Below are 24196 nucleotides of genomic sequence, written 5' to 3'. Positions count from 1 at the left end.
TCACTATTCAATATCTATTGATGATTAAGGTGCAAAGGTGCAAAAACTACCGAGAAAAAGTTTAGGAGAATCGCAGCAGTTTAGAAGTAATTCAATGATTCGCTCAACCGAATTAAAGGAGCAGGAATTATGAGAGCCAAACAAATTATGACTCAAGACGTTGCTACTATTCGCGGTTCCGCAACCGTAGCAGAAGCAGTCAAACTAATGAGGCTCAAAGAACTGCGGGCTTTAGTGGTTGAACCTCGTCACAGTGGCGATGCTTACGGTATGATTACCGAAATGGATATCGTGGGCAAAGTTGCAGCTTTTGGTAGAGATCCCGAAGCAGTTCATGTGTACGAAGTGATGACTAAACCCTGCGTAGTTGTCAATCCTGACCTAGATGTTGAATATGTAGCGCGGTTATTTGCTAATACTGATACATGGCGTGCGCCTGTTATTCAAGGTGAATTATTAGGCATTATTTCTGTGACTGATATTCTCACCAAGGGTAACTTTGTAGATAAACCAAAATTAAAATTCCTACGCAAAGAGATACAGAAAGCTGTGTCTGAAGCTCGGTTAATTTCTGCTAACTATGGTCCAGATTCTAAACGAGCAATTGAAGCTTGGGATATAGTAGACGAACTCGAAGCAGAAGCTACTTTTTATGGTGTACCAAAACCATGCAAATCTGCTAGAGAACTGTTTGCTGATGATAAAAAACCAGTGACAGCCGGCTAACAGTTTTACTAGGTGACAGGTGACAGGTGACAGGTGACAGGTGACAGGTGACAGATTTGAAAGTTAATTTGTATCTTAGTTTTGTCATCAGTTGATGTCCTAATTACCTGAGTGCTTGCTATACCTTTTCTCTTCCCGGATGATCAATTCATCTCTTAGCCCCCCTTACTAAGGGGGGTTGGGGGGATCAAATATCTGGCAACGTCACAAAGAATTGGTATCACAATTGTTCTCCAGCTACTGTGTTTTTTCTCTGATTCAAATAAAGCTTTTAAATATGGTGGGCATTGCTCACCATTCCGTTTTTATTTGGTAAGTATTCACCTATCAGCTATCAGTAATCAGCCATCATATTTTTCTTGTTTAAGTTATTTACTCAACTATAATTATGAGTCAACCAAATCAACTCAAATTAAGTACAGAAACCAGCCAATGGCTATTAGCAAATAATTACAATCCCGAAGATTTAAATCAGCGGGGTAAAAATGGTGATACAGCTTTAATGAAAGCCACTAGAGATGGACTTTACCCAGTGGTGAAAGAATTAATTAATGCAGGTACGGATATCAATGCCACTAACGATGATCACAATAATGCTTTGTGGTTTGCGTGTTTTGGGAATCACTACGATTTAATGAATTTACTACTAGAAGCCAACATAGATATTAACAATCAAAATGATAATGGTGCAACTGTCCTGATGTATGGTGCATCGGCTGGAAAGACAGAAGTAGTGAGATTGCTATTACAACATAATCCTAACATGAATTTACACAATTTGGATGACTATAAAGCAATTGACTTTGCCAGCAATATAGAAGTTTTAAGGTTACTGAAAAATGCCACACAGTAAGCTTTATGGAATAGCCTTTCATGAGGCTACCAAGCATTCTTACCTATCTGTGCAAATGAATCCCAATTATGTGGATGGATCAACTCAACCCCGCGCCTTTAAAGTTTATCCTAAATTTTATCGGCGAGTGAAATTAATTCCTAATAATCCATTTCATGCTTTTATCAAGTTAACAAGCGCCATTACTTTTGAGAAGATTTACAAAAATGAAACCTATCAACTCCGGGTAAATCCCTCTGCTGGGGCGTTATATCCCACGGAAGTTTATATCCAAATTCGTCAGGTTGAAGGATTTATAAACGGCATCTACCATCTAGAAGTTGAGAATAATTGTCTGACGTTGATTTATGAATTAATTGATGATGGGTTAGAAAGTTATATTATACCTAATAAACGTATCAACGGCTGCATTTTTTTAGTTAGTTGTGTTTATTATAGGTCTAGCTGGAAATATCAAGACAGGAGCATTAGATATTGCTTATTGGATAGCGGACACCTTATGGGCGCTATTGCAGCTTCAGCGTATCTTCATGAAAAAAACATCAAATTAATTTTTGACTTTGATAAACTCTCTCTCAATGCTGATTTAGGATTTGAGAATAAGGAGTTTATTAGTAGTTGTGTGATATCGGGGGAGACGCAAGAAAAGCCAGTCAGACGTTTAAGGTTATCCATTCCTTTTGTCTGTGGAACTGACTATTTTCAAGCGAATCAATTCATTGAAGATGCTTATCAAGCAACATCAATGCGACCTAGTCACCAGCAAAAGCTAGAACATCCTCAATTTAATTTTCACCGAGAACGGTTTTTTGAGAGCGTTTGGAACAGGCGTTCTATTCGACGTTTTCACAGAAATTCTATTACTCAAGAAATCTATTGGCGAATTTGGCAAGATATTCAACAACCAATCCCTACAGAAGATTTTGAGCAAATAGAAATTTACTCGGTGGTGCATCGTGTTGAAGGTATGACACCCGGTTTATATCATGGTAGGAATCTCATTGAGTCGGGTGATTTGAGTGAAAAAACAGGTTACTTGTGTATTCATCAGGCGCTGGCTAAAGACTGCGCTGTAACTTTGTTTTTTGTGTCCGATTATTTGAGTTATCAAACTGCTATGCAATTAGCTGGTTTTATCGGACAACGAGTATATCTATCCTGCAATTATTGGGGAATAGATTGTAGTGGTATTGGTGCTTTTTATGATGATGAAGCCCAAGCATTTCTACTAACCAATAAGGATGTTCTTTATGTAATGGCCATTGGTAAATAAAATAGGAAAAGCAACCGAAATGAGCAGAAGAGAATCAGAATTCAATGCTGATGACAAGCACCCTATGCAAGCAACATCAGCAGATATTATCCTGCGACAACAGCTAGAATATTCTATTAGTCGGTACTTTTATCAAGGATGCGATCGCATTATTCAAAATTTACTCTCTCATTGTCGTTGGTATATGACAACTGATGCTAGTGCTTTAACTTTAGTAATTGAATGTCCAGATCAAGTTAGCAATTGGAAAATTTTGCAAAAAATCGTCCCAATGGCTAGTATTCTTTATGGTATTGTTAGCAGTGCCAAAATTCGCGTTTGTCCTCCTGACCCTAATGCTGTACCATTTGAAATGAGGGTAGATGAACTCTCAGTTTACCGTGATTGGGCATAGTTGGATTTGGGATTTTGGATTTGGGATTTGAGATTCTTAATTCTCATTATTCAGCATTCGGGCGAACAATTATCAATTTTTATCACAGGTTATTTTCCGAATGCTTCGCCCCTACTCCTGAATGCTGAGAATCAAGCCGTCACATTCTGACTTATAATTGTGATTAGTTCTGCCAAAACTAACTCAGCAGAATGTTGAACAGCAGCACTTAAATCTAATCCAAAATCAAGGTTTTCCGCTTCAATTAAATACACAGTCACATCCTGGGGAAAATCATCTAAAAAGATTTTTCTCCCTGCTGCCAAAGCATGATCCCAACGAAAATCATGCAAATTATAACTCGGTTCGGGTAGAGCTTCTAATTCTTTCCCTGGGACTTTAAATATAGCACCTGGTGGGGAATCTGTGCAACTAGCATCCAGAATAATTAATTTTTCACTTCCTCTCGCTTGAAACATCACTTCCATTCCCGCAGTACCACAATCAAAAACACGGACTTTGGGGTGAGGATTTTCGGCGAGATATTGCTGTAAACGTTGGGCAATAATTACGCCTACAGCGTCGTCATTACGATTGAGATTTCCACAACCTATGATCGTGAGCATGGGATATTTATAATAACATGAATATTCTCAATCTTGCACAATTCCCTCACATAAACCTCAACAAAAATTAAAATTTATGGAAATTTTGATGATGTCTCTAAATATTAACTTTATAGTGACTATAGCAGCCGTAAGTAAGTGAAAAAAATTTGTCTTTATTGTCTCTGCGTCTATCTGTAGTGATTAGTTAAACATCATTCTCACAGATCAGACAAAATAGATTTATGTTAGTAGTTCGTGATACAGAAATAAAAGGAAGAGGTGTTTTTGCTCAGAGGGATTTTGAGCTTGGGGAAATAATTGATATCGCCAATGTGATTGTTATTCCTAAACAACAAGTTAAGTTAATTACCCATACGGTATTATGTAATTATTATTTTGATTGGCATGGAGAAAGTGGGGCGATCGCTCTTGGTTATGCGTCTCTTTTTAATCATTCTTATCAGCCTAATGCGCTGTATGTGAAAAAGTTTGATCAACAAGTTATAGAGATTATTGCTTATAAATATATTCGGGAAGGTCAGGAAATTACTATTAATTATAATGGTCAGGTTGATGATTTAACGCCTATTTGGTTTGATGTGGTTGAGTGAGTCTCACGCAGAGGCGCAGAGAGGGAAAGAAAATATATTTGAACTGTTGATACATGGTAGAACAAATGTGTTATACTAAATATTGACATATTCTCATTTTCCAGCTAATCACCCAGTCAAAGCTAATACTATTAAATCTTACTTACAAAAATATGCCAGAAATAATTAGTCGTCCAGATAAGATTAGGATTGCAGAAAATCAAATTGAAGAAAAGAGACAGGAAATTGATTATGATACTAGAGAGTTTACTATAGAGATCATAGTCAATAAATATATCAATAAGGATGATAATGATGATACGGGTGAGATTTATGTGCCAGAGTATAAAAGAGAATTTGTATGGGATGTTAACCGTAAATCTATACTAATTGAATCAGTCATTCTTGGCTTACCCATACCTTTAATTTTTGTTGCTGAAATCCAGGAAACAGGGAAGCTAGAAATAGTAGATGGTTCACAAATAATTAGCACATTAGTAGATTTTTTAACCAATAAGTTGCAATTACAAAACCTAAAAACTTTAGACTCATTAAATGAATTTTATTTTAATGATCTTTCTCCATTACGTCAAAGAAGATTTAAAAACACTCCATTAAGAATGGTAATTTTAGAAAAATCTGATGAAAAAATCAGACATGAAATATTTAATCGTTTAAATACAATCAGCTTGAATTTAACAGATAAACAAATTAAACAAATTAAACAAATTAAACAAATCAAATAAATAAAACACGAAAGTCCATTAAATTGTATTTCAACTGTCAAGGTGCTACTCTACTACTAAAGCCAAAATAGTCTATGAATTTCTGCATGAGACATTCCGGCAGCTAACCAACCTAAAACATCATATACTGTTATTCGCATTCTTCTGATACAGGGTTTACCACCGCGTTTATCAGGTTCAATTGTAATAATATGACGATAACTCATTTTTCACCTTGGTTAATTTTATCTAATTAATATCTACCACTGAATCTCCCCACTTGCCAAGCGTTGTTCATAATTACATAAAAATCCCCGACTTCATCTAAGAAAATCGGGGATCTAATTATTTATCAAATGATGACTAAATCAAGATCAAATTTATTAACCCTCAAATGTGCCAATAGGAGGATTTTTAGAATGATTTTGTTGTTCTTCAACAAACTCTTCAACTGCGTAAACATCAGGCCAAACAGTTGCACCGTGTTCGTAAGCATCAATCCCGATTTCATCACCTTTGGGATGAACACGCAATTTATCAATGGCTTTGAGTCCACTAAACATCACAAAGGCAAAAGCAAAAGTGAATACAGCGATCGCCAGTATACCCAAAATTTGCACACCCAATAAATCAAAACCACCGCCTAAAAGCAACCCTGCTTTTCCATTCATGGTCAATTCTTTTTGACCTAAAAAGCCCACAGCGATAGTACCCATCATGCCATTGATCCCATGAACTGCAAAGGCACTTACTGGATCATCAATGTGCATTGCTTCAATTAAATCAATGCCAAGAACGATTAAAATACCACCAGTGATTCCAATTAATACTGCTGCCCAAGGTAAAACAAACGCACAACCAGCAGTGATGCCCACCAAACCAGCTAAAGCACCGTTGAGACAATAGGTTAAATCCCATTTATGAGAACGGGTATATTGGAAAAATATTGCTGTTAAAGCACCTGCACCGGAAGCTAAGGCTGTATTGATAGTTACCAAACCAATTAAACCAGTATTTCCAGTTCCCAAAGTTGAACCGGGGTTAAACCCGAACCAACCAAACCATAAAATCATTCCGCCCAAGGTTGCTAAACCTAAGTTGTGTGCTGGTGGGAGTGTTCCCCAAGCAGGACGACCAGGACGCGGACCAATTAAATATGCACCCACTATAGCTGTCCAACCACCCACAGTGTGAACTACAGCACTACCAGCAAAATCATGGAAACCCATTTTGGCTAACCAACCTTCTGAGTTCCATACCCAATGGACAATTATGGGGTAACTAAATGCACCCATGATGGCGCTGTAAATTAAGTCACCAACAAAGTTAGCTCTTCCCGCCATTGAACCAGTGGTGATGGTACTGGCGGTAGCAGCAAAGGCAAATTGGAAGAAGAATAAGGTATAGGTATTAAGTGCAGCAGTAGAACCAGGTGCGCCCATTGGGTAACTACCATCAGCACCGGGTAACTGACTCAGGAAAAAGGTATCTGTGCCGATAAAACCGCCCGCACTTGTACCGAAAGCGATCCCAAAACCAACACCCCACCAAACGAGGATGGTAATACATGGATCAATAAAGTTTTCTACTAAGGCGTTAACTACTCCTCTTTGTCGCAATAAACCTGCTTCTAACATTGCGAAACCGGTTTGCATGAAGAAGACTATAAAGCCTGTCAGCATTACCCAGGTGGTATCAATGGAAATTTGCAATTTTGTGGTTGTGTCCGCTAAAGATTCCAATGTTGGCGGATCAGCAGCTTGGACAATTGTAGGAGCGAAAATTGCAAAGACCATTGAGCCTATAGCTAGTGCTAGTAGGCGGTGTAAGGGACGAATTCGTTGATTCATTGCGGTTTTTATTACTAGAAAAGCTTGACCAATTGATAATTGATAATTGACAATTGATAATTGCCCATTATTGAATGATTTTCTTTGGCTTACCCAAATAATTTAAGTTAAATTAATTAGGGTAATTGCACAAGATTTCGCTAATAAATGTGAAAAATCGTGGTTTTGATGTTTTAGTTTTGAGATGTTTCTCTTTTTTGCTAAAACATATTTTTTTGAATAGCATAAGAGATACTAACCCCTATGCAAAAACGATTTGGGAGTTTGTTTTTATTAACAACTTCCTATTTTTTATGAAGAATGTTCACTCCTCAATGTGCAGTTTTGAATCTGGCACAACCCTATTAATTCAACAATTAATAATGTTAACCTTGTTAATGTTTCTGTATATTCAATTACAGTTTTTAAGGTTTTGATATAAATGATGCTTCTGCACAGGATAAGGTAATGTCGATAGATCCTTTGTAATACAAGCATTTTCTCCTATTAGCACTGTACCCTCAAGGTAAAATATATTTATTTATATAAATTCTTAATAATTTATTAATTTTTTATATGTAAAAATTATGTATTCCAGATACCCCACTTCCAAAGAAGTCGATCTATGTACGAAGTTACATTTTTGGCTAGTGTTTATCTATTGGGAAGGCGATCGCTAGATTAACAAAACTGTTAACCAGTTACTTAATATACTTGTATAGTATACGAACTCTAAATCTAGTAGTTTATACGTCTTTACCACAATTGTTCAGAAAAAATCTTAAATTAATCTTAAATTAATGTCTGTTTATTTAAGTAAATTTCCTGAGATGTAAATTCAAATTTAATCAAGTATACAATTTAGTCCCAAAGTAATAATTACGCAAAAATACTGATTACAGAGCAAAAGATAAGTTATGTGATTAAACAAGATGTAGGGAAAATTCATGAATTTTCCCTATGAATGGGTTTCAGGTTACCCATATTTAATTTTCGGAGATGTCTATTACATATTCTTGACTAGGATTTTACTCCTGACTCCTGCTATAAAACTTTTCTTTTTTAAAACCTCTGTTCTAAATACTGCTGATAACCCAATTCTGCTAATTTACTTTGTTTATCCATTACCATATCACATAAACTTTGACGATATGCTTGGACTTTTGCTAACAATTCTGGTTGATGAGTAGCGAGTATCTGTACTGCTAAGAGTCCGGCATTTTTAGCGTTACCAATAGCTACAGTAGCAACAGGAATACCTGCTGGCATCTGCACAATAGAATATAAAGAATCTACACCTTGTAAATTACGAGTAGCGACGGGAACACCAATTACAGGCAGTGGGGTTAAAGATGCTACCATACCAGGCAGATGAGCAGCACCACCAGCACCAGCGATAATCACCTTAATACCGCGTTGGTGGGCGGTTTGGGCATATTCTACCATGCGTTCTGGGGTACGATGGGCAGATACAATAGCTACTTCTGATTCAATGCCAAATTCCTCACAAACAGCGATCGCATCCTTCATAGTAGGCAAGTCCGAATCACTGCCCATAATAATACCAACTTCAAGACTCATAGAATTTTAGATTTTAGATTTTGGATTTTGGATTTTAGATTTTGGGTAAATTGTGGATATTTCCATCTACAATCAAGTTTAGGTTTATCTTGGCAGGGTAATGACTACCGCGACACTCAACCCGATTCTTTCCAACGTTGATATTATCAATGCAAAAGTACCCGGTTATCAAGGTTTACAGATGATTTGGGTGAATAAAAAGGGTAAAATTGAAGAGATTTTACCAATGGGGAAAGTGTGTCAACGAGAGACACCGGAAAATTTACAGATTGTGGATGTTGCCGGAGATTGGATATCATTAGGTGGAGTTGATCTACAAATAAATGGGGGACTAGGTTTAGCTTTTCCTGAGTTGACGCGAAAAAACATCCATCGGTTAGAAGAAATATCACAATATTTGTGGGATGCAGGAGTTGATGGATATTTACCAACACTGGTAACAACTTCTGTAGAAAATATACAGCGATCGCTCACCCTCATTTCCAACTATAGCCAAAAGTCCGGTGCAAAAATTCTGGGAGTTCATCTCGAAGGACCATTTTTAAACTACGGTAAACGAGGCGCACATCCAGCAGAATATTTATTACCCTTGACAATGAACGAAGTCAAACGGGTATTAGGTGATTATGCCTCAATTGTCAAAGTTATCACCTTAGCACCAGAATTAGATCCCACAGGGGAAGTGATCCCCTATTTGCGTTCCTTGGGTATCACCGTTAGTTTAGGACATTCCCAAGCCACAGCAGCACAAGCACAACAAGCATTTAAAGCCGGTGCAACAATGGTAACTCATGCTTTCAATGCCATGCCCCCATTACATCACCGCGAACCGGGTTTATTAGGTGCAGCAATGAACAATCCCGACGTGATGAGTAGTTTTATCGCTGATGGACAGCACGTAGTCCCCATCATGTTAGAAATTTTGTTACGTGCAAGTAAAGGATTATTTCTTGTCAGTGATGCCCTAGCACCGTTAGGATTACCAGATGGTGTGTATCCTTGGGATGACCGCAAAATTACCGTTAAAAACGGCACAGCTAGATTAGCAGATGGGACATTATCCGGTACAACTTTTCCTCTATTAACGGGAGTGCAGAACTTAGTCAAATGGGGCATTTGTGATGTAGAAACAGCTATTTTCTTAGCTACAGATGCACCCAGAAAAGCCATCAATTTACCCACACTTACGCCCAAGCAACCTGCTAATTTAATACGCTGGCATTGGGAAGAAAAGACAAAAGAACTGACTTGGAAAAGGATGGATTATTTCTAATAAAAGAGAGGATTTCAGGGTTTAATTTATCTAAATCATAATTTAGATAACATCCAAAAATCCTCACATCCAAAAAATCAAACTCTCAATAACATCCTGAAAATCCTCAAATCCTGGACATCCTGATTCAGACAAAATAAGATTTTATTTTACGCAAAGAAGCTAAGAAGCAAAGACGCAAAGAAGAAAAAAGAGATTTTCAGTTTTCTGCAACCACAAAAAATCTCTCTCAAAACATCTTCCCTTCGTGTCCTTCGCTTCTTCGTGGTTCATTTATCCAAAAAATAGATATAATATATAATATTATTTTCAATAACATTCTGAAAATCCTGAAATCCTGAAAATCCTAAATCAAACAAAATTAATGATTATGACTTTAACAGAAGAAATTCTTTCTCAACTCCCCGGAAATGTATTAAATGGTTTACGGCGCACCGACCAAATTTTAACATCTTTGCGAAGCGATAACCAAACATTCACAGAAGTAGTTAAACAAAACTCCACACCTTTAAATTCTGTAGACTGGGATGTAATTATCTGCGGTGGAACATTAGGAATTTTAATAGGTTGCGCTTTAGCTGTGCGCGGTGTGCGGGTAGCATTATTAGAAAGAGGAATTTTACAAGGAAGAGAACAGGAATGGAATATTTCTCGCAAAGAATTATCAGTATTTAGAGAATTAGACTTATTAACAGAAGCAGAATTAGAAACAACTATTGTCACTGAATACAACCCCGCAAGAGTGAGTTTTTCTGGTGGTACAGAAGTTTGGGTAGAAGATGTTTTAAATATTGGTGTTGATCCTGTTTATCTTCTCGCAACTTTAAAAAATCGGTTTCTATCGGTGGGAGGAATTTTATTTGAAAATACTCCTTTTAATGAAGCGGTGGTTCATCCCGATGGGGTAATAGTCAATAACCAATTTAAAGCGAGATTATTACTTGATGCAATGGGACATCTTTCACCTATTAGTAAACAAGCACGTCAAGGAAAAAAACCAGATGCACTTTGTTTAGTGGTGGGAAGTTGTGCAGAAGGTTTTCCGAAAAATGATTCAGGGGATTTGTTGTTATCTTTCACTCCTTTACAAAATCAATGTCAATATTTTTGGGAAGCTTTTCCCGCTAAGGATGGAAGAACAACTTATTTATTTACCTATATGGATGCAGCACCCCAACGCTTGAGTTTAGAAGATTTATTTGAGGAATATTTTCGCCTTTTACCAGAGTATCAAGGTGTGGAAATTAGTCAATTAAATTTTAAACGGGCGTTGTTTGGTTTCTTTCCCAGTTACCGTGAAAGTCCTTTACAAACTCTTTGGGATCGTATTTTACCAGTGGGTGATAGTAGCGGAAATCAATCACCTTTGAGTTTTGGCGGTTTTGGTGCTATGATTCGTCATTTACAACGGTTAACTTTTGGCATTGAGGAAGCATTAAAAACCAATCAATTATCATCTAAATCTTTAAAACTCCTGCAACCATATCAACCGAGTTTGAGTGTAACTTGGTTATTTCAAAAAGCTATGAGTGTGGGTGTAAATCAACAAATTCCTCCCCAACAAATTAACCAACTTCTATCATCTGTATTTGCAGAAATGGAAAAATTAGGAAATCCGGTTTTAAAGCCTTTTTTACAAGATGTGGTACAGTTTTCTGCTTTAACTCAAACTTTGTTAAAAACAGGTTTCTCTCATCCTGTCTTGGTTGCTAAGATTATTCCTCAAGTTGGTTTATTAAGTTTATTTGATTGGATATTACATTATGGGAATTTATTTATATTTACTCTTTTATTTTCTCTCAGTTCTATCTTAGAACCAATAATTAAAAATCTGCCTTCAGATCAACAATATTATTATCATCGTTGGGTAGATGCTTGGAAGTTTGGTTCTGGTGGAGATTATTTTGAATAAGTTATTATTTTTAGGAGAGAAACTAAGTTATAACATAAACAGAGCCTCTTTGAACACATTCCCAGTTAGAAACTGGGAACGAGATATTTCCTTCTTACTGTCACCTGTCACCTGTCACCTGTCACCTGTCACCTATATTTCTATTATCCAAAAATTTCAATTGTTGATATAAACAACGAATCAACGGTAAACTCACATCATGTTCTGCTGCTATTCTTAATGGGTTGCCAAATATTGCTTCTACTTCCAAAGGACGATTTTCATCAAAATCAATTTTCATGCTGGTGCGGTAGGGTTTCATTTTCACAGTATAATCTAACATTGTTTGAATAAAACTGTCAGGAATTATCCGCCCTGTACTTTTTGCCCCTAATTGTACTTCCTTCATCAATTGTTCAACTAATGTCCGAGTGTACATATCCGCCATTAGTTCATCTGTTGTGGCATCCAAAATGACCGATAAACCATTATAGGGAATATTCCACATCAATTTTTTCCAACGTCCTAATAATAAATCTTCTGTTAATTCTATTTCAATTCCAGCATTTTTAAAGTCTTGAGAAATTGCTTTCATTCTCTCTGTAATTCCTACAGCATTATAATTAGTCGCATATTCACCCAAGGTAATTTTTCCATAGTCTAAATGATGTATATGTCCTGGGGCAATTTTGTTAGAACACAGAAAACATAAACCGCCTATAATATTAACGTTGCTGACAATTTGGGCAATTTCTGTTTCTATGCTTAAACCATTTTGTAATACTAAAACTATGCTATCATCTTTAACTAATGGTGGTAATATCTTTGTTAGTATATGGTTTTGAGTGGTTTTTATTGACACAATTACCACATCGCAGCTAGGCATTTTCTCGACTTGATTGTAAACTTGCACTTGGGGTAAACGAAAGTCACCGTCTTTAGACTGGATCAATAAACCATTTTGCTTAACTTGTTGATAGTCACTATTAACTAAAAAGTGGACTTCATTACCAGCTTTTTGGAGTTTACCACCGTAAAAACCGCCTAATGCACCTGTTCCTACAATTGCGTAACTTAAATTACCCATTTTATCTATAAAGGAATCTTACAACAATCATAAGTTGTTATTTTACCAGGATTTTAACGTAATAAAACTTAAACATGATTTACTATTTTGTATAACCTTCAACAGATATGAGGTGACATGAATGGCTGATATTGTTGATATTGCAGTTAGTAATGATGGTTTTCAAACTTTGGTAGCTGCTGTGAAAGCTGCGAGTTTGGTGGAAACTTTAAAAAGTCCAGGTCCTTTTACTGTGTTTGCACCTAATGATGATGCTTTTGCTAAGTTACCACCTGGTACAATTACCACTTTAGTACAGAATATTCCCCAGTTAACCAGAATTTTAACTTATCATGTCGTTCCGGGAAAGTTCACTAAAGCGGATTTAGCTAAACTGGGTACTGTGACTTCTGTGGAAGGTTCACCCATTAAAATTAATTGTGAAGATGGTTTTGAAGTGAAAAATGCCACGGTTTTAGCAGCAGATATTGAGGCTGATAATGGTATCATTCACGTTTTAGATACTGTAATTTTGATGGGTTAAATATTCAGGAGTCAGTAGGGGCAAACCCCCTGTGGTTGCCCGTAAAGTAGTCAGAATGTTTAATTTAATAGACATCGGGTGAAAATTATGGTAGGGACAATTCATGAATTGTCCCTACTTTATAAGTATCTATGACTAGGTTGTTTTTTGGTTAATTCTTTAAATTATGTAAAATAATTCAGGTGATTACTCACTATTGCGCTAAGGTAAATTAAGACCACTAAATTAATAAATAAATGTTTCACTGGTAATTTAACTGGTAATCAAAATTTTCAACATAAGCTAACCCTATCATCATAAGTTCAAATTAATGCTCGATTTCAACACTTTAGCTGAATTTTCCCGTGCCAACTGTGCTGGTATATGTGCATTTCTCGTACCTGCAAATATTTTGGCTACTTTGTTAACAATTATCCTCACATTCTTAAACCGTCCTAAATTGCAAATATGGCAAGCTGCTGGTTTTGCAAGTATGTTTGCTTTGGTGATGATATTCCACGTCTATACTTGGTTTATGATTGGTGTGGTGATGTTACCAACTTTTATTTTACTAGGTTTAGCAATTACTTGTTTGTTGACTAATTTAATTGCTATTATCTGGCGCAGTAATGCTTTAAAATTGGGTTATTTCTGGAAGTCTATAAAACTGGAAGTCTATAAAAATTTAATTGATTGATTTATTCATTATCTGGGATTTTTGAATAGATTTTTGAATAAATTTTTGACTTAGATAATTTTGCTCTTTCCTATGCCTGATTTGGAAGATGTGAGAGAGCGATAAATTATTGAAAATTTACTTATGTTTATTTAAGAATTTATTGTATATTGTATAATGTAATTAATATCAGATAAAGTCAGGAGAAATTTATATGCTGACTGAGACCACGAAAAAATTATATGAACAAGATTTTTACTTGTGGATACAAACTACAGTCAAATTGTTAAGTGAAGGAAAGCTAGAACGATTAGATATTGAGAATTTGATTGAAGAAATTGATAGTATGGGAAGGAGAGAAAAGAAAGAATTAAAAACTCGCCTAATAGTCCTAATAGAACATTTATTAAAACTGCAATATTGGACAGAAGAAAAAGATTATAATGCTAGATTTTGGCGTAATACTGTTGTGGAACAAAGAAGACAAATAGCTTATAGTTTGGCAGATAGTCCTAGTTTGAAATCTATATTAAATGATGTATTTTTAGAATGTTATCAAGATGCGAGAAATGATACTTTGAGGAAATATGAACTACCTTCAGAACTATTTCCTGAAGATTCACCTTTCTCTTTATTGGACGTTCTAAATGCAGATTTCCTACCTTAAAATTGAGTTGTAAGTTGAGTCTTAAATTGAGTCTTAAATTGATGGCGATCGCCACCTTTTGGGTAGCTATCGCTTTGTGAATTAAAAACTAATTAAAAACTAATTAAAAACTAATTTCCAAGCTTCATTTCTGAGAAAATAAAATCTACAGCAGCTTGTAAATTGGCAACAATTAAATCAGGTTGATAAGATTGTAATTGAGTGCGATCGCGGATTCCACTTTCTACACCTATCATCTTCACACCGTGTTTTTTAGCTGCTGTAATATCTGCTTCTGTGTCTCCCACCATCCAAGTTTTAGAAACGGGGGGAAGTTCTTTAATAGCTTTGGCCATTAACAGTGGTTTATCTTCAATATCACGGGTTTTTACATAATCGTTACTTAAACAATAACGTCTATTTTCTGGGAAGAATTGCCCTAAATTATACTTATCAAAAGCATAATCTAATTCTCGCACTCGGCGCATAGTCATGACAACTAAATCAACTCCTGCTTGTTGCACTTTGGTTAAAGCATCTAACGCACCAGGAACGAGAACATCATATTGAAAATAGGGTTGAGTGTGTACAGTTTGCTTACGAATTTTTGCAAATTCCTCCGCTTGTTCTGCATTTAAACCCGATTTTAAAGCAACTTCTTTTTCAGGAATGTGCGATCGCTTGAGTTGCCAAAATTCCGCTTTAGAAAGTTCTCTTACCTGTTGATCAGGATATTTGGTTTTTTCCAGACAAAGTTGATAAACTTGATAGTACCTTTCGGAAACGTCCATGATTGGACCATCAAAATCTGTAATCAGTCTCAGCATCAGTTTTGTTCATGGTAATTTTTTCATCATTATCTCAGGAATTGGTGATAGTTGATAGTTGATAGTTGATAGTTGATAGTTGATAGTTGATAGTTGATAGTTGATAGTTGACAGTTGACAGTTGATAGTTGACAGTTGATAGTTGATAGGGAAACATAAAATTGATTACCCAGTCACCAGTCACCAGTCACCAGTCACCAGTCACCAGTCACCAGTCACCAGTCACCAGTCACCAGTCACCAGTCACCAATCACCAATCACCTGTCACCTTTTACAAACCCCCGTTTAATTTGTTCGCTTTCCATAGCAGTAAATAAAGCGCGAAAATTACCTTCACCAAAACCAGCAGCTTGAGAACGACGTTCAATAAATTCCAAGAAAAAAGTGGGTACTTTAAAAATTGGTTGGGTGAAAATCTGTAACAGTAACGCTTCTAAAGGTGCATCTTGTTGAGAGTCTACCAAAATTTCTTGTTGGGCGATCGCCTGTAATTCTTCAGGTGATAAAGGCAATTCTAAACGTTGTTGTAATTGTAAATAATAGCTTTTGGGAACAGAGAGAAAAGATAAACCAGCAGCACGAAAACGAGCGATCGCATCAATTAAATTTCGAGTATGTAAAGCAATATGTTGCACACCAGAACCACGATTAAATTCTAAAAATTCCTGGATTTGGGAATTAGCAGAAGCAGGTTCATTAATTGGTAATTGTACCTTACCATTAGCAGAAATCATCACCTGACTATGCAAACCAGAAAAATCAGTTTGAATATTAAAACTTTGTTGGGGTTGAAAATCAAGAATATTCTGATACCATTTAACAGCAGTTTGTAAATCCCCGACTTCCACATTTAAAACTACATGATCTATACCTATAAAACCATCCTGTTCAATAATTGTTTTCTCAATATTTCTTTCAATTAATGAATGACTTAATTTACCCCAACCGGAAATTTTTGCATATTTAAAAAATACACCATTTTCAACAGGTTGTACAAGTGTAGCACCATTAGCAGTAGCCTTTGCCGTAACTGCCTTTAAATCTTCCACCACAAAAGCCACATCAACCACACCAGGAGGATGAAAACGTAAATATTCCGCTACAGGGCTACAGGGTAAAAGAGGTGAAGAAAGTAAAAAATAGACATCACCATTTTTCACAACTTCAGTCAGAGTGTGTAATGAACTTCCCTGATTTTCATAACTTGAAAAAAATGAATTAACTACTCTTTGAAAACCCAGATATTTGACAAACCAATCGCGCCAAGTGTGGGCATCTTCTACATAGAAGTGAACGTGATCAATTTGCAGCATATCAGTTATCAATTATCAGTTAACAGTGATCAAGTAAATGAAACACACCAGCAATAAAACTAAGTTTCTCTTTACGACTTTGCACCTCTGCACCTTTGCGCGGAACTTGTCTTTAAGTATGATTCATTTACCTGAAAAAAGCTCTTAGAAAAATAAATGACTATCAGGCTGAATATTAATTTCCATTGGCACAGCTTGAGGTTCAGCCGATAAAGCATAGAAAACAGCATTAGCCGCCGTTTCACAACTTAACATTTTACTTCTATCTACTTTTAAACTTACATTGTCCCAGAAAGGAGAATCTACACCACCAAAATAAAACAAAGTAAACTTGACACCAAAACGTTTAAGTTCTTCCGCCATACACTTACTAAAACCCACAACCCCAAACTTAGAAGCAGAATAAGCCGCAGCCATCGGCATGGAATGTTTACCTAAAATCCCGACTATATTACAAATATGGCCAGATTTGCGTTTTTGCATTTCCTTAGCAGCAGCTTGAGAGGTATAAAAACAACCTTTTAAATTTAAGTCCAGAATTTTATCTAATTCCCCTGATTCTATATTGTTGTATGCCTTGAGAATACCTAAACCAGCCGCATTTACCAAAACATCAATTTTACCGAACTGCGCCACAGTTGCTTGTATCAATGCTTCCACTTGTTCCGGTTGTGTAATATCTGTCGGCACTGTCAGCACTTCCCCTGATAACTCACTAGCTAATGTTGCTAAATTCAAGGCATTTCTAGCAGCTAGTACCAACTTAGCCCCAGTGGGTGCAAGTTGACGAACTAAGGCTGAACCAATACCACCAGTAGCACCAACGACGACAATAACTTTATCCTGCATGACAGTATTGATAATCTCTTTACATTTCTTTATATACTATAGCACTAGTCATGGGTCAGTCGGGGTTATTGCATAGATCCCGACTTCTTTAAAAAGTCCGGGATCTAAATAAAAACTTTATATTTCATATTTCTCATTTTTCTTTTTCCTGGGATCGCCTTAATTTCTGCAAACTATCTTTTACTAGTACAAAACCAGTATACTTGGTTGGTACATAAAGGATTTTATCGAAATGTTTTTGCAATCCCTGAGTCAAATCTTGCAGTTTTTGCAATAGCTCATCATTTTCTACATTTTTTATTTCCAGAGGAGAATTGATAATTTCTACGTTTTCCACACCCAACTGATTGAGAATTTCCCAGTGTTCATCCTCTGAAATTTCCAACTCTTGAGCCATTTTTTGTAATACTTCTAAACCTTCAGAGTATTTCATCTTTCCTTCTACTAAAAATTCCCGTGCCACACCTTTGTATGCATGATAGAGTTTGTTTTTTGTGAAACTTGGTAATACCTTGGCTAATACATATATTTCATGAGTATTTAATTCCTTAATAGAACGTCCATCTAAATATTTGGGCAAATTGATATCTAGTTTTTCTAGTTGCTTGCGTAAACGATTCGCAACACTTTCTCTGGAGTAAATATCCGGGGTACGTTTCCAAGTTTTGTATAGCCACATTGTACTCAAAATAACTAATAATATATCGTATAAATATTGTATCCATAATGGCAATAATATAATGAGAGGAAGACCAGCAAAAATAAAAAAGAAGTTGAAAATGCCAAAGGTGCAAATGGTAAAAATTCGATGTCTGATAGTATCAATAGAAAGATGAAGATGATGACGCAGACTATAAGCTTTTGCTTTCTTTTCTATTACTTTTCCCCACCCGTAGCCCAGGGCTGTAAATCCTCCAAGAGTCATCGGCACTGCAACTATTTTAGGTATATTAACTGTTGTTCCTAACAGATAAAATCCCGGTGCAAACAGTGATGCAAGTTGATCGGTTTCTCTTGCCCAAATACCAGAAAAGTAATAATCCCAATTACCAGCATACAGATAGTAATAAACAAAATAACCAATAACTAAACCAACATAGCCGTAGCGTAAAAACGATGATTCTGGAAGTTTTAAATCAGCCCAATAAGTTTTTTCAGAATCAATATCAATACAAGGATTTTGACAAGCTACACAAGCACTTTTTTCTTTACCATCTGGTAATGTAGTACGGCACATTGATTGAGTAATTAATTCCTCGCTTGTATGAGCCTGACTGCTAAATAATCCAGCAGGTTCACTATAAATCCTTTGCACTGTAGCCATGGGACAAAAGTAGTTACACCAAGACTTACCACTATATAAATAACCCACAGTAATAGCGAATGCAATGGTAAATAATATCCATAATGTTAACATTAAACGATCTGCATTAAAAAATAAAATACGACCACATAACCCTACAAACAGCCATGCAAATTGTACATAGGAATAATTTTTTCCTAACCATGAATCAGGCTTAATTTTTACTAACTCATAACGTATTTTGCCAGTTTTAGGATCTTCTCGTTTGATTTGACGCTGCCAACCTAAAGAGCGGGGAATTTGTGATAAAAAAGATAGGGGGCAAATTCTTCGCCACATTTCATGTCCGAACACTAGTAAAATGAAAATAGAAATAGGAATAATTGCTCCCCAAAATAAGGTTGTTCCCAGAGGATAAGGCTGTTGTGAGAGGCATTTATCTTGTACTTGAATACAAGTATTGGACAATCTCAAAGGACTCCAAGTATTTTCAGGTTTAGTCAATATTGAAGATAAAGGATCATATACAAAAGATGCAATTAATCCTAGCCATAGGATAGTTAATACCCAGCGGATCTTGTGTATTAGAGTTTCAGATATACGATTAAACATGATTATTCGGTACTTGTTATGCTAAATTACTATTGGGTAAAAACAACAGGTAACGGGGAACAGGGAACAAATCTTTGAAAAAATCTTTAATTTTCTAGTTTTTTAATAGAAATAATAATCATTGATACAGCTATAAGCATAGTTTTTTCTATGAGGTACTACTTCTTATATGCTGATAATAGCTATCTAGTGTTACCTCTGGAGTCGGAAAAGTCGGATCTCTCAGTCGGAAAAGTCGGATCTGTCAGTCTGAAAAGTAAGGGAGGGGTAGGTAATAGGTTGGGGTTAGGGGTTGGTTAGAGGTTGTTTGAAAAGTCTTTCATGGTGTATCAAATATTTTGACCCCTCCCTAACCCTCCCCTTGTCAAGGGGAGGGAACTGGATTTTTATTGTTTCCCCCTTTTACAAGGGAGGAGGGGGTAGCAATGTGATTAGAATCACAATATACTACTTTTCAAACATCCTCTTAGGTTTATTTAATGTTTTTTTAAAGTTAGATCACTTATCGTCCTGAATATTTTTCATACTTAATATATTTCCTATTTATCCTTCATTAAATATTTAAAATTCTTATGAATAAATTTACTATCATAGTGCTGACTGGACATATATCGGGATGAATTTATTATCTAAGAGCTATGTAGGATATGTTCTGTCAAGTAGTTCATCGGGAGCATCCCAATTTTGACAAAATAAACGCAGCAACACTAAAAAATCTCTCACAATTTCTTACCTTTGTGTCCTTTGCGTCCTTTGCAGTTCAATTATATCAAGACTTGGAGCATTTTATTTCCCTAGATAAAAATAAATTTACACATTTGGGATGCTCCACTTCATCAACATGGAAAGAATAACTCTTATTGATGTAAGAAATAACTTTGAGTATCAATTATCTCCAAGGAAAAATATCTCAAAGTTTGATCTCAAAATTTGCTCTCATCATTATCTTCCAGATATATTATTTTCATAGTAGAGGAATTTTCTAGTGGCTACAAGTCATCTCAATCGTAAACAAGTAATTACTACCTCTAAACAAAGCGTATTTGATCTTAGACAAATAGCTACAATTTTGTTTTACAGACGCTTTTTAATTTTGGGGGTTTCCTGTGCAGTAATATCAGTTACAAGTCTTTTGGCTGTCATCACAAAACCGATGTACCAGAGTTCTATGCAAATCATGATAACTGATGATTTGGATCAAGAATTACGATCAACTCAGAGCCAAATACAGAGCCAAACACAGAGCCAAATAGATGCAACCAGTCAGTTAAATAATTCTGATAATTCATCTGGAGAATATACCCAGCAGATGAAATTAATGCTGAGTTCTAAGCTAGTACAAAAAGCAGTTGATTTACTACGTGCTGATTATCCCAATATTACCTTAGAAGATATCAAAGGTAACAGTGATACTGGCAAAACTGGATATTTGCAAATCAAACCCGCAGAAGAAAAATTATCATCTAATGGGGTTAATAATCAAGTATTTATCGTTTCATTTAAAGACCCCGATCCTGTCAAAAGCCAAAGAGTATTACAAGCTCTGCAAAAAGTTTATGAAGACTATAATATTGAACAAAAAAATCAGCGTGTTGATCAAGGTTTAGCCTTTGTTAATAACCGATTACCAAGGTTACAGAACGAGACATTAGCGGCTGAAAAAAGATTAGCATTTTTTCGCCGGAAACATAATGTAATTGATCCACAAATACAAAGTAAAATATTGTTAGAATCTCTGGCTGATATTCAGAAACAACGACAAAATAACCGTTTACAACTCGAAACTGTAGAAAATCGCTACAAAAATCTAGAACAAAAATTAGCATCTTCCCAAAAGAATGCACAGTTAACTGCTAGTTTAAATCGTTCCAGTAACTATGAAGCTTTAGTCAATGAACTTAGAAAAACAGAAACTAATTTAGCTCAGGAGCGTTTGCGCTACACCGATAATTCTCCAGTGGTGATCAGACTGAAGGAAAAACGCCAACTTCAGATGGCATTATTACAAGAACAATTGCAAAATACAGCTACTAATACTGATCAAAATACAGAAAATTTATTAACTGTTGATAACAAATTATTTGAGGAGTTAGCCGGGTTGAGTAAACAACGAAATTCACTCATTAATAAAGAAAATAACTTAGTTAAATCTGAACAAGAAATTCGCACACAGTTAAATACATATCCCAGCCTTATATCAGAATATAATCGTTTGCTATCAGATGTCAAAATCCAACGCCAAACACTTGAACAAATGGTACAATTCCAACAATCATTAGGATTGAAAATTGCTCAAAGCGGATTTGAGTGGGAAATTTTGGAAGAACCAGCAGTAGGTATTTATATTGGTACGAAAAAATGGTTATTGATTATTGGTGGAATCGTAACTGGACCAATTTTAGGTGTGATTGTAGCCTTAATTTGGGAAATGTTTAACAAGGTAATTTTTTCACCTTTACATTTACAAAAACTAACAAATATCAGATTACTTGGTTCTGTGCCAAGATTGGGTAAACCTAGTTTAAAAAGCAGATTGAAAGAAATATTGAGACAGAAGCAAGAAAAACAAGCATCGGTAATTACAGAAAACATAAATACAGAAAACATAAATACAGAAAACAAAAGTAAATTATCCAGCCATGAAACCCTGGATATGATTTACCAAAATCTGCAAATCTTGAAAAATTCCTTACCTTTTAAATCCTTGATGTTGACTTCTGCACTACCAGGAGAAGGGAAAACAACCTTAACTTTAGGGTTGGGAGCGAGTGCAGCGAATATGCACCAACGGGTATTAGTCATTGATGCTAATTTGCGATCGCCCAGCTTACACAAAATTTTGGGAATCTCTAATGATTGGGGTTTATCTTTATTATTGCTGGATGACATCAAGACACAATTTCAAAATTATATTCAACCTATTCACCCATCAATTGATGTTTTAACCGCAGGACCAAAACCAGATAATGTAGTGAATCTCCTCAGTTCAGAAAGATTTAAAGAATTAATAGAGTCTTTTGAAAAAATCTATGATCTAGTTTTAATAGATACTTCTTCTATTTTAGATAGTGTTGATGCGAGAATTATCGCCTCTGTTTCTAATGGTATTGTCATCGTCGGACGCATCGGGCAATTAACACCACATCAACTAATGCAAACAACAGAAATTTTGAGTCAGTTAAATTTAATTGGTATTGTTGCCAATGAAGTCAATAATTCAGGTGACTGGTGACTGGTGACTGGTGACTGGTGACTGGGAAAATACAAATAATTTCTCCCTGACTCCTGACTCCTTGATCTCCTGACTCCTTGATCTCCTGTAAGGGCGAAGCATTCGGGGGATAAATTATCAATTTTTATCACAGGTTATTTTCCGAATGCTTCGCCCCTACGACTCCTTGATCTCCTCAAGTTGAAGTCGCAACTTTCTCACAAGGAAAAATATCTTTTAAACTGGTAGAGGCTTGTGATTCAACGGTCAGCATGAAAATCCAACTTTATTTAGGCGCTTTATTTTCCCAAATTCAAGGAAAACATTGGTGGATAGGAATCCTGTTATGGTTTATTTTAGTTGCTCCTGCTCAAGCATCTGTAATCCTGCGCGTAGCCATTGAAAAGGGAGTAAATCAAGTTAAAGTTGGTGCTTCCACGACAGCAATAGTTAAAGATAGTTCTGGCCGTACCCTGGGACAACTACCAGGAATGAGTGCTTATGCAGCCCAAGCAGTTCCCGGAGGAGTAGGCTTAGATAAATGGCAATCTGGTTTATTTTGGATTGAACCTACAGATAAAGGATTTGTTTATATAGGCGATCGCTGGTTTCGCGGTAGAACTTTGGTTATCCCCACCGAAAACGGCTTAACCGCTGTTAACTGGGTAGACTTAGAAGAATATCTCTACAGCGTCATCGGTGGAGAAATGAACTCTAGCTGGCCGCAAGAAGCTTTAAAAGCCCAAGCGATCGCTGCCCGTACCTATGCCCTTTACAAACGAGAACAACAACGCAACAACCCCATTTTTGACTTAGGAGATACCCCCGACCGCTGGCAAATTTACAAAGGTGTCAGCAGCGAATCTCGCAACACCTACGCAGCAGTAGATAGTACAGCAGGTCAAGTCCTCACCTACGACAACCGCATTATTCTTTCAGTATTTCATGCCTGTTCTGGTGGACACACCGAAAACGTAGAAGACGTTTGGGGAAACCCCCTTCCTTATTTACGCGCTGTCCAAGACTTCGATCAAAACATCAAAGAATGCAACTGGAGCAGAACCTTCACCCCAGAAGAAATTAGCTCTCGCATTTCTGGAGTCGGTAACGTCAGAGATATGATGATTGAATCTCTGTCTCCTTTCCGCAGCGTTAAAACTTTAAGAATTGTGGGAGATCAAGGTACAAAAGTCCTCAAAGGTGAAGCAGTCCGCACCGCACTAAAACTGAGAAGTACCCGTTTCACCCTCAACAAAGACGCAAATGGTAACTTCACCCTCCAAGGATTAGGTTTTGGACATGGTTTAGGTATGAGTCAATGGGGAGCATACAACCTAGCTAAACAGGGAGCAAACCACCTGCAAATTTTAGGACATTATTACAAAGGTGTAGCTTTAACTCCTATTCAAGCTAAGTAGTCTGGGGACTGGGGACTGGGGACTGGGGAC

23 protein-coding genes and 1 pseudogene are annotated in these 24196 nt (G+C 36.3%); 14 read left to right on the top strand and 10 right to left on the bottom strand.

From position 1 onward, the window contains the following. Positions 1-129: 129 nt before the first annotated feature. From H5968_RS17335 to H5968_RS17320, 4 genes are all read left to right on the top strand, one after another. Positions 130-726 carry a CBS domain-containing protein gene (locus tag H5968_RS17335; RefSeq protein WP_187040955.1) on the top strand — a complete coding sequence of 199 codons (597 nt, stop codon included), beginning with the start codon at positions 130-132 and terminating at the stop codon, positions 724-726. Positions 727-1114: 388 nt separating this feature from the next. Continuing rightward, positions 1115-1579, top strand: coding sequence for an ankyrin repeat domain-containing protein (locus tag H5968_RS17330; protein ID WP_187040954.1), 465 nt, complete (start codon positions 1115-1117; stop codon positions 1577-1579). Beyond that, positions 1566-2852 (top strand): SagB/ThcOx family dehydrogenase, encoded by a 1287-nt coding sequence (locus tag H5968_RS17325; protein WP_187040953.1) that lies wholly within the window; start codon positions 1566-1568, stop codon positions 2850-2852. The genes H5968_RS17330 and H5968_RS17325 overlap by 14 nt, the downstream gene beginning before the upstream one ends. Before the next feature lie 19 nt (positions 2853-2871). Then, the gene (locus tag H5968_RS17320; RefSeq protein WP_096572690.1) at positions 2872-3246 is read left to right on the top strand and encodes a hypothetical protein; all 375 of its coding nucleotides are present in this window, start codon (positions 2872-2874) and stop codon (positions 3244-3246) included. A 131-nt stretch (positions 3247-3377) separates the two neighbouring features. On the opposite strand, the gene H5968_RS17315 is transcribed toward H5968_RS17320, so the two are convergent. Next, a complete protein-coding gene (locus H5968_RS17315) occupies positions 3378-3851 on the bottom strand; it encodes a hydrogenase maturation protease (RefSeq protein WP_187040952.1) in 474 nt (157 codons plus the stop codon). A gap of 224 nt (positions 3852-4075) precedes the next feature. Here H5968_RS17315 and H5968_RS17310 point away from each other — a divergent pair, with 224 nt between their 5' ends. Both H5968_RS17310 and H5968_RS17305 read left to right on the top strand, forming a co-directional pair. Next, the gene (locus H5968_RS17310; RefSeq protein WP_187040951.1) at positions 4076-4444 is read left to right on the top strand and encodes an SET domain-containing protein; all 369 of its coding nucleotides are present in this window, start codon (positions 4076-4078) and stop codon (positions 4442-4444) included. A 152-nt stretch (positions 4445-4596) separates the two neighbouring features. Continuing rightward, positions 4597-5169, top strand: coding sequence for a DUF262 domain-containing protein (locus H5968_RS17305; RefSeq protein ID WP_187040950.1), 573 nt, complete (start codon positions 4597-4599; stop codon positions 5167-5169). A 77-nt stretch (positions 5170-5246) separates the two neighbouring features. Here the strand turns inward: H5968_RS17305 and H5968_RS17300 are convergent. The 3 genes and pseudogenes from H5968_RS17300 to purE form a co-directional block, all read right to left on the bottom strand. Then, positions 5247-5375: pseudogene (locus H5968_RS17300) on the bottom strand (DUF433 domain-containing protein); the annotation flags it as partial. Positions 5376-5531: 156 nt separating this feature from the next. Beyond that, positions 5532-6998: an ammonium transporter gene (locus H5968_RS17295; protein WP_187040949.1), complete on the bottom strand. Its 1467-nt coding sequence runs from the start codon at positions 6996-6998 to the stop codon at positions 5532-5534. A 1041-nt stretch (positions 6999-8039) separates the two neighbouring features. Next, positions 8040-8558, bottom strand: a complete 519-nt coding sequence (purE, locus tag H5968_RS17290) for a 5-(carboxyamino)imidazole ribonucleotide mutase (RefSeq protein WP_096568468.1) — start codon at positions 8556-8558, stop codon at positions 8040-8042. Between the two features lie 100 nt (positions 8559-8658). On the opposite strand from purE, the gene nagA reads away from it, so the two are divergent. Then, positions 8659-9831 (top strand): N-acetylglucosamine-6-phosphate deacetylase, encoded by a 1173-nt coding sequence (gene nagA / locus H5968_RS17285; RefSeq protein WP_187040948.1) that lies wholly within the window; start codon positions 8659-8661, stop codon positions 9829-9831. A 370-nt stretch (positions 9832-10201) separates the two neighbouring features. After that, positions 10202-11743 (top strand): NAD(P)/FAD-dependent oxidoreductase, encoded by a 1542-nt coding sequence (locus H5968_RS17280; protein ID WP_187040947.1) that lies wholly within the window; start codon positions 10202-10204, stop codon positions 11741-11743. Positions 11744-11864: 121 nt separating this feature from the next. On the opposite strand, the gene H5968_RS17275 is transcribed toward H5968_RS17280, so the two are convergent. Then, positions 11865-12809, bottom strand: a complete 945-nt coding sequence (locus H5968_RS17275) for a putative 2-dehydropantoate 2-reductase (RefSeq protein ID WP_187040946.1) — start codon at positions 12807-12809, stop codon at positions 11865-11867. Between the two features lie 121 nt (positions 12810-12930). Between H5968_RS17275 and H5968_RS17270 the strand changes: the two genes are divergently transcribed. From H5968_RS17270 to H5968_RS17260, 3 genes are all read left to right on the top strand, one after another. Next, the gene (locus H5968_RS17270; RefSeq protein ID WP_187040945.1) at positions 12931-13332 is read left to right on the top strand and encodes a fasciclin domain-containing protein; all 402 of its coding nucleotides are present in this window, start codon (positions 12931-12933) and stop codon (positions 13330-13332) included. Positions 13333-13642: 310 nt separating this feature from the next. Next, positions 13643-14008: a hypothetical protein gene (locus H5968_RS17265; RefSeq protein ID WP_187040944.1), complete on the top strand. Its 366-nt coding sequence runs from the start codon at positions 13643-13645 to the stop codon at positions 14006-14008. 193 nt (positions 14009-14201) lie between these two features. After that, positions 14202-14654, top strand: a complete 453-nt coding sequence (locus H5968_RS17260; RefSeq protein WP_187040943.1) for a DUF29 domain-containing protein — start codon at positions 14202-14204, stop codon at positions 14652-14654. Between the two features lie 110 nt (positions 14655-14764). Here H5968_RS17260 and H5968_RS17255 read toward each other — a convergent pair whose 3' ends face one another. Continuing rightward, a complete protein-coding gene (locus H5968_RS17255) occupies positions 14765-15460 on the bottom strand; it encodes an HAD family hydrolase (RefSeq protein WP_187040942.1) in 696 nt (231 codons plus the stop codon). A 142-nt stretch (positions 15461-15602) separates the two neighbouring features. Here H5968_RS17255 and H5968_RS17250 point away from each other — a divergent pair, with 142 nt between their 5' ends. After that, complete coding sequence (locus H5968_RS17250; protein WP_187040941.1) at positions 15603-15749, top strand: hypothetical protein; 147 nt, start codon at positions 15603-15605, stop codon at positions 15747-15749. On the opposite strand, the gene hppD is transcribed toward H5968_RS17250, so the two are convergent. The 3 genes from hppD to H5968_RS17235 form a co-directional block, all read right to left on the bottom strand. Further along, positions 15718-16773: a 4-hydroxyphenylpyruvate dioxygenase gene (hppD, locus tag H5968_RS17245; protein ID WP_187040940.1), complete on the bottom strand. Its 1056-nt coding sequence runs from the start codon at positions 16771-16773 to the stop codon at positions 15718-15720. The genes H5968_RS17250 and hppD overlap by 32 nt on opposite strands. Before the next feature lie 144 nt (positions 16774-16917). After that, positions 16918-17622 (bottom strand): SDR family oxidoreductase, encoded by a 705-nt coding sequence (locus tag H5968_RS17240; RefSeq protein ID WP_187040939.1) that lies wholly within the window; start codon positions 17620-17622, stop codon positions 16918-16920. 133 nt (positions 17623-17755) lie between these two features. After that, positions 17756-19537 (bottom strand): 4Fe-4S binding protein, encoded by a 1782-nt coding sequence (locus H5968_RS17235; RefSeq protein ID WP_187040938.1) that lies wholly within the window; start codon positions 19535-19537, stop codon positions 17756-17758. A 985-nt stretch (positions 19538-20522) separates the two neighbouring features. Between H5968_RS17235 and H5968_RS17230 the strand changes: the two genes are divergently transcribed. Further along, positions 20523-22769, top strand: a complete 2247-nt coding sequence (locus H5968_RS17230) for a polysaccharide biosynthesis tyrosine autokinase (RefSeq protein ID WP_187040937.1) — start codon at positions 20523-20525, stop codon at positions 22767-22769. On the opposite strand, the gene H5968_RS17225 is transcribed toward H5968_RS17230, so the two are convergent. Continuing rightward, positions 22747-22890: a hypothetical protein gene (locus tag H5968_RS17225; protein WP_187040936.1), complete on the bottom strand. Its 144-nt coding sequence runs from the start codon at positions 22888-22890 to the stop codon at positions 22747-22749. The genes H5968_RS17230 and H5968_RS17225 overlap by 23 nt on opposite strands. 130 nt (positions 22891-23020) lie before the next feature. Between H5968_RS17225 and H5968_RS17220 the strand changes: the two genes are divergently transcribed. Continuing rightward, positions 23021-24166, top strand: coding sequence for a SpoIID/LytB domain-containing protein (locus tag H5968_RS17220; RefSeq protein WP_187040935.1), 1146 nt, complete (start codon positions 23021-23023; stop codon positions 24164-24166). Positions 24167-24196: the final 30 nt, after the last annotated feature.

The organism is Sphaerospermopsis sp. LEGE 00249 (assembly GCF_014299995.1).
Classification (GTDB): Bacteria; Cyanobacteriota; Cyanobacteriia; order Cyanobacteriales; family Nostocaceae; genus Sphaerospermopsis; species Sphaerospermopsis kisseleviana.
This window is presented reverse-complemented; position numbering and strand designations above follow the sequence as displayed.

Excerpts from the sequence above, each read along its gene's own strand:
- H5968_RS17270 (WP_187040945.1), top strand. The coding sequence starts at position 12,931 with ATGGCTGATATTGTTGATATTGCAGTTAGTAATGATGGTTTTCAAACT.
- H5968_RS17240 (WP_187040939.1), bottom strand. The coding sequence starts at position 17,622 with ATGCAGGATAAAGTTATTGTCGTCGTTGGTGCTACTGGTGGTATTGGT.
- H5968_RS17315 (WP_187040952.1), bottom strand. The coding sequence starts at position 3,851 with ATGCTCACGATCATAGGTTGTGGAAATCTCAATCGTAATGACGACGCT.
- H5968_RS17310 (WP_187040951.1), top strand. The coding sequence starts at position 4,076 with ATGTTAGTAGTTCGTGATACAGAAATAAAAGGAAGAGGTGTTTTTGCT.
- H5968_RS17235 (WP_187040938.1), bottom strand. The coding sequence starts at position 19,537 with ATGTTTAATCGTATATCTGAAACTCTAATACACAAGATCCGCTGGGTA.
- H5968_RS17255 (WP_187040942.1), bottom strand. The coding sequence starts at position 15,460 with ATGCTGAGACTGATTACAGATTTTGATGGTCCAATCATGGACGTTTCC.
- H5968_RS17220 (WP_187040935.1), top strand. The coding sequence starts at position 23,021 with ATGAAAATCCAACTTTATTTAGGCGCTTTATTTTCCCAAATTCAAGGA.
- H5968_RS17305 (WP_187040950.1), top strand. The coding sequence starts at position 4,597 with ATGCCAGAAATAATTAGTCGTCCAGATAAGATTAGGATTGCAGAAAAT.
- H5968_RS17280 (WP_187040947.1), top strand. The coding sequence starts at position 10,202 with ATGACTTTAACAGAAGAAATTCTTTCTCAACTCCCCGGAAATGTATTA.
- H5968_RS17330 (WP_187040954.1), top strand. The coding sequence starts at position 1,115 with ATGAGTCAACCAAATCAACTCAAATTAAGTACAGAAACCAGCCAATGG.
- purE (WP_096568468.1), bottom strand. The coding sequence starts at position 8,558 with ATGAGTCTTGAAGTTGGTATTATTATGGGCAGTGATTCGGACTTGCCT.
- nagA (WP_187040948.1), top strand. The coding sequence starts at position 8,659 with ATGACTACCGCGACACTCAACCCGATTCTTTCCAACGTTGATATTATC.
- H5968_RS17320 (WP_096572690.1), top strand. The coding sequence starts at position 2,872 with ATGAGCAGAAGAGAATCAGAATTCAATGCTGATGACAAGCACCCTATG.
- H5968_RS17295 (WP_187040949.1), bottom strand. The coding sequence starts at position 6,998 with ATGAATCAACGAATTCGTCCCTTACACCGCCTACTAGCACTAGCTATA.
- H5968_RS17260 (WP_187040943.1), top strand. The coding sequence starts at position 14,202 with ATGCTGACTGAGACCACGAAAAAATTATATGAACAAGATTTTTACTTG.
- H5968_RS17335 (WP_187040955.1), top strand. The coding sequence starts at position 130 with ATGAGAGCCAAACAAATTATGACTCAAGACGTTGCTACTATTCGCGGT.
- H5968_RS17265 (WP_187040944.1), top strand. The coding sequence starts at position 13,643 with ATGCTCGATTTCAACACTTTAGCTGAATTTTCCCGTGCCAACTGTGCT.
- H5968_RS17325 (WP_187040953.1), top strand. The coding sequence starts at position 1,566 with ATGCCACACAGTAAGCTTTATGGAATAGCCTTTCATGAGGCTACCAAG.
- H5968_RS17275 (WP_187040946.1), bottom strand. The coding sequence starts at position 12,809 with ATGGGTAATTTAAGTTACGCAATTGTAGGAACAGGTGCATTAGGCGGT.
- hppD (WP_187040940.1), bottom strand. The coding sequence starts at position 16,773 with ATGCTGCAAATTGATCACGTTCACTTCTATGTAGAAGATGCCCACACT.